Origin of the sequence: Rhizobacter sp., assembly GCF_031412075.1 — a bacterium.
Taxonomy (GTDB): domain Bacteria; phylum Pseudomonadota; class Gammaproteobacteria; order Burkholderiales; family Burkholderiaceae_C; genus Rhizobacter.
On record NZ_JANOCG010000207.1, the window covers coordinates 1 to 5435 of the forward strand.

Below are 5435 nucleotides of genomic sequence, written 5' to 3' on the forward strand. Positions count from 1 at the left end.
CGCCCGAGCCACTCGGGCTTGAGCGTGGCCACCACGAACAAAAGCGCCAAGGCCACTGTGACGGCTTGGGAGAAAATGAGCCACGTCTTGCGCATCAACGAGATCCTGTTTATGACCCCTCGCACCGAACTCGACTCGTACCTGGGCACGCTGCTGGAGGTGGGGAAGTTCCGCGATTATGGGCCGAACGGTTTGCAGGTTGAGGGCAAACCCGAGGTGCAGCGGCTGATCTCGGGTGTCACGGCCAGCCGCGCCTTCATCGAGGCCGCCATTGAGCAGAGGGCCGATGCCCTGCTGGTGCACCACGGCTTGTTCTGGAAAGGGCATGACGGTCGTTTGACCGGTTGGCTCAAGGCACGCGTTGAATTGTTGATGGCCCATGGCATCAATCTGTGGGCGTACCACCTGCCGCTGGATGCCCATGCCGAGTTCGGCAACAACGCGCAGTTCGGCGCGCGGCTGGGCTTCGTGCCCGATGGACGCTTCGGCGATCAAGACCTGGGCTTTGTCGGCGGCACGGCGCAAGCGCTCAGCGCAGCGGCATTGAGTGCCTTGTTGAGCGATCGGCTGGGGCGCACACCGGTGATGGTGGAGGGCACTGCGGGCCAGGCGATCCGTCGTGTGGCCTGGTGCACGGGCGGCGCGCAGGGCTACTTCGAGGCCGCCATCGCGGCCGGGGCAGAGGCCTTCATCACCGGCGAAATCTCCGAGCCCCAGGCGCACCTCGCGCGTGAAACGGGAGTCGCGTTCTTTGCCTGTGGCCACCACGCCAGCGAGCGTTATGGTGCGCCTGCACTGGGGGCGCACCTGGCCGCCAAGTTCGGGCTCGATCACCAATTCATCGAGATCGACAACCCGGCATGAGCGCCCCTTGCGTCATCACGATGGGCGATGCCTGCGGTATCGGCCCCGAGATCATTGCCAAGGCGTTTGCGTCGGGTGCAGCGCAAGGCGCGGTGGTGTTGGGCGACGCGGGGGTGATGCGGCGTGCGTTGGCGCTCACCGGGCGCAGCACCTCTCTCGCGCTGCTGGAGCGTGCGAGCGATGCCGCCACCTGCCCACCAAACTGCGTGCCCTTGTTGCAGGCGGCAGGTCTGCCCGGCGATCTGCTGCAAGCACCGGTGGGGCAGGTGGACGCGCGCGCGGGCGCGGCTGCGGCAGCGTGCATCACCCAGGCGGTGGGCCTGGTGCGGGCGGGCGAAGCCTGCGCCATCGTCACCGCGCCCATTCACAAGGAAGCGCTGGCCGCCGCTGGCATCGCGCACCCCGGTCACACCGAGATGCTGCAGGCGCTGGCCGCCGAGCCCGGCCAGCCCTTGCCGCCGGTGCGCATGATGCTGGCCAACGACGAGCTGCGCACGGTGCTGGTGACCATCCACATGTCGCTGCGGCGAGCGATCGACGCAGTGACGTATGAGGCGGTGCTCGAGACACTGCGCATTGCCGACCGCGCAGCGCGTTCGTTCGGCCTCAGTGCACCGCGCATTGCGGTGGCCGGGCTCAACCCGCATGCTGGCGAGGGCGGCTTGTTCGGTGACGAAGAGCTGCGCATCATCAGCCCGGCCATAGCGGCCGCTCGCGCTGAAGGCATTGCCGCCAGCGGGCCGTACGCGCCGGACACGGTGTTCATGCGCGCTCGACACACGGCGTCGCACCCGGGCGAGTTCGACCTGGTGGTGGCGATGACACACGACCACGGGCTGATCCCGGTCAAGTACCTCGGGGTGGAGCAGGGTGTGAACGTGACGCTGGGCTTGCCCTTCGTGCGCACCAGCCCTGACCACGGCACGGCGTTTGACATCGCAGGCACCGGCCGCGCCGACCCCGCCAGCCTGATCGCCGCGCTGCGCATGGCGCAGCAACTCAGCGCCTGATCAGTGTTTGCTCTGCGCCGTGAGCGCAGCGAGCTGCTTGCGTGCACGTGCCGTCGCGCGCTCGATCAGGTAGGAGCTCTCAAACGCCTTGAAGCGGCCGGTCTCGCACATGCGCGCCAGCATGCGGGCGGTGAGTGAAACCGTTTCGTGGTGGCGCTTGCCGCGCGTGAACACGAAGAACGCGCGCCCCGGGCTCACGTAGCTCAGGCGCACCTTCTGCCACTGGTCGTTCAAGTGCATCTGGTAGGCAAAACCCAGTCGCACGTGGTCCATCAGCTGCAAGCCCTGGGTGGGCTCGGCAGGCTCCTTGGACGCCATGTCGATGTTGATGTCGAGCGCCGTGAGGTCGATGTCGACCGGCCCGGTATCGGGGCCGCCGCTGCGCACCGGTTCGGGCTCGGCTTGGGCGGCGCCGAGGTCGATGTCGATTTCGCCCGACCAATCGACCGAGCTTTCATCGACCAGGCCGATCTGCTTGGCCTCGGTGTCTGAGAACTGCGGTTCCAGCTGGTTGACACCCGTGCTCGTCATCGGCACGTCGCGCAAGAGCGCGTCGGGCTCTGGCACGGGGGTGTTGAACACCCCTTCGAGCTGCTTGGCGAGCAGGTTGTATTCGAGCTCGGTCAGCGGCTGGCCCTTGAGCGAGTCGGCGTGCGCGGGCAGCAGCTTGCTGAAAAATTCCTTCTGCGCAGCGTCGGGCCAGCCGACGAGCTTCATGCCTTCGTTCAAGTCCTTCATCAGCGGCGGCAGCTGCATGAGGAACTTCTTGCGCATGGCCGGCGAGCCCTTGGGCTGCACGCTCATGACCAGGTCGCGGCCGGCGCGTTTCAGGCGCTGCACCAGCTCCGACTGCGGCCCTTCGCGCCGGGTGGCCAGCGCCAGTGCCTGGCTCCACACCTGGGCCAGGAAGTCGCGCAGGTAGTCTTGCAGCGACAGCGGCGTCAGCGCGGCGCGCAGTTGCAGCATGTAGCGCTGCTGGATGCGCAGGTCGGATTCTTTGCCGTCGACCACCGACACGGCCGAGGCGTTGGCCTCCACGTCGGTCTTGGCTTGCTGGGCAATGAAACCCTCGAGCGCGTTGAGCTTGGACGTGTAGACGTCCATCTGGTCGAAATCGCCGTCGACGATCTCTTGCACCAGCTCGCGCACACGCGCCATGAAGAGCTTGCCGGGGCCGTCTTCGAAGTCTTCGAATGCAACCGCCAGCGAGGCGATGCGGTTGACGAAGCGCCGCACCGGGTGCTTGCGCGATGAGAAGAAGGTGTTGTCGACCAGCGCCACACGCAACACCGGCAGCTGCAGGCGGGCGATCTGCCGCGCCATCTGCGGTGGCACGCGCGGGTCGGACAGGATCTGGTCGAACAGGCTACCCACCACGTCGATCACCATGTGATCGAGCGTGCCGGTCGAGGCCTGGCGCAATTCTTCGCGGTGGGTGCGGATCAGGTTAGCGGCCATCAGGCCCGAGGCCACGTCGCCAAACGACCCGCCTCCGCTGGCCGCCCCGAGCGAGCCGGCGCCACTGACGCCACCCGCAAAACCGCCGCCGAGCCCAGCGGGCGCAGTCGGCCCACCCAAGTCGGCCGGCCGGGTGGCGAGGAAAGTCAGGCGCCGGATCAGCGTCATCAACTCGGCATCGGCCTGCTGGGAACCGCCTGCTGACAAATTGCGCGACCCGCCGCGACCCGCAGCGCCTGGTGCGCCGCTGCCAGGCGCTCCGCCGGGACGCTGTTGCGGGTTGGCGCCCGGTGAACCGGCGGGTGATCCGCCGGCCGCGTCGCGCCCACCCCAGCCACCTGCCGCGGGGCGGCCCGCGCCGCCAGAGCCGGCTCCCGCGCCACTGCCTCTTGCACTGCCTGTGCTGCCGTCACCGGAGTTGCCGCCGAAGCCACCGGACCCACTGCTGCCGCTGCCGGCCCTGGCGCCACCACCGGCGCCCGGGCCCCCGTCGAAGTCGCCACTCCCGCTCGACCCAAAATGCCCGCTGCCCGTGGTCATCCCGGTATCGCGCGACAAGGTGTCGTAGCCCGAAATCACGCGTTCTCTGTTGAGCTCGTTGCCCGGGCCTTCCACGCCGCGAACCGTGAGGCCCACCGGCTGAACGCCGCGGGCGCGGAAGTCCTTGAGGATGTCGGCGTAGCAGCCCGGCATCACCCTGGCCATGGCCAAGCCGAGCTCGCGTGCCAGCAGCTTGCGGCTCTCGCGGTCGTTGGTGACGTTGGCGATGGCGCGGTACACCGCTGCACCCAGCATCTCGCCGCGCAAGGGGTTGCGGTCGTGGTCGGCGCGGCCCAGGCCCAGCAGCTGACCGGTGTACGAAGCCACCTCCCGCAGCTCCCATTCGCACCCGTGGCTGATGGCCTGGCCGATGCGGTCGGCGAACATGCGTTCCTCGACCTCGGAGTCATCGACCAGGCTGAGTGACTGCCAATCGGTTTCAGCCAGGCTGCGGCCCGGCTCGTGGCCCGGGTTCAGTTCGCGGGTGATCTTCTTGCTGAGGGTGTCGCCGAACACCAGCACAAAGGTGCTCATGTGGCGGCGCAGGTCGAGCTGGGCGTTGACGAGGGCGTCGCGGTCAAAAATGCGCGCGGCGGCCGACGCCAGCAGACCGAGGTGGTCGGACACGCGATCCGCCACGCCCGCGGTGGTCGTCTTGATGTGGTTCATGGCTGCATCGAAAGCAGCCTGGGCGCGTGGGTCGGTCTGATTCATCTCGAACGGGGCCGCCGTGGGCCAGCCGGGACGCGCTCACGGACAAACTCGCAACGTGAGCGTACGGCCTGCAAGTATGGGGCCAAATGGTCGCCAGCCGCCACGGCGTTGCCCGGGAGCGCGGGCGCCGCCGAGCGGAATCAGCCGGCGGCGGCGGATACCCGCTCACTTTTTCAACGAATCGCGAATCTCGCGCAGCAGCACCACTTCTTCCGGCGTGGGGGCGGGCGGCGCGGCCGGAGCGTTCTTTTTCAGGCGGTTGATCTGCTTGACCATCATGAAAATGATGAACGCCAGGATCATGAAGTTCAGCGCCACCGTGATGAAGTTGCCGTAGGCAAACAAGGGCACGCCGGCCTTGGTCAACGCTTCATACGTCATCGGTCCCTTGAAGTCGGCCGGTGGGTTGGAGAGCATCACGAAGTAGCTTGAGAAATCGAGCCCACCGATCAACTTCCCAACGATGGGCATGATCAGATCTTTGACGATCGAGTCGACGATCTTGCCGAAGGCCGCCCCGATGATGACGCCGACCGCCAGGTCGACGACGTTGCCCTTCATCGCAAATTCCTTGAACTCCGATGCGAATCCCATGGGTTTCTCCAGGTGTTGAGTGCGGCGCAGTATTGCCGAGCGAGATGAGATGTCAAGGCGGAGGCGGGCGCTTGCCCGCGAGCGGCAACAGAAGTCGTTGCACAGCGCGGCCGGCGGGCTTGACACGTCCGCTAGAATCGCGGGTTGCCCCTGAGTAGAAGTCAGTATTGAGGACCCCCATGAGTGACCAGCAAGTCGATCAAGGCCGCCGTACCTGGGTTGCCATCACCTGTGGCGCAGGCGCCGTTGGTGGCA

Annotated in this window: 4 protein-coding genes; 2 read left to right on the forward strand and 2 right to left on the reverse strand. The window is 67.1% G+C overall.

Annotated features, from left to right (window positions below):
- The first annotated feature begins 111 nt into the window (after nucleotides 1–111).
- Both RMO40_RS07155 and pdxA read left to right on the forward strand, forming a co-directional pair.
- Nucleotides 112–864 (forward strand): Nif3-like dinuclear metal center hexameric protein, encoded by a 753-nt coding sequence (locus RMO40_RS07155; RefSeq protein WP_309718313.1) that lies wholly within the window; start codon nucleotides 112–114, stop codon nucleotides 862–864.
- A complete protein-coding gene (gene pdxA, locus RMO40_RS07160) occupies nucleotides 861–1874 on the forward strand; it encodes a 4-hydroxythreonine-4-phosphate dehydrogenase PdxA (RefSeq protein WP_309718316.1) in 1014 nt (337 codons plus the stop codon). Before RMO40_RS07155 ends, pdxA begins: the two co-directional genes overlap by 4 nt.
- Here pdxA and RMO40_RS07165 read toward each other — a convergent pair whose 3' ends face one another.
- Together RMO40_RS07165 and mscL are read right to left on the reverse strand one after the other, a co-directional pair.
- A complete protein-coding gene (locus tag RMO40_RS07165) occupies nucleotides 1875–4586 on the reverse strand; it encodes a DUF1631 family protein (RefSeq protein ID WP_309718319.1) in 2712 nt (903 codons plus the stop codon).
- A gap of 165 nt (nucleotides 4587–4751) precedes the next feature.
- Entirely contained in the window at nucleotides 4752–5180 is a 429-nt protein-coding gene (mscL, locus tag RMO40_RS07170; protein WP_309718321.1) for a large conductance mechanosensitive channel protein MscL, read from the reverse strand.
- Nucleotides 5181–5435 lie beyond the last annotated feature (255 nt).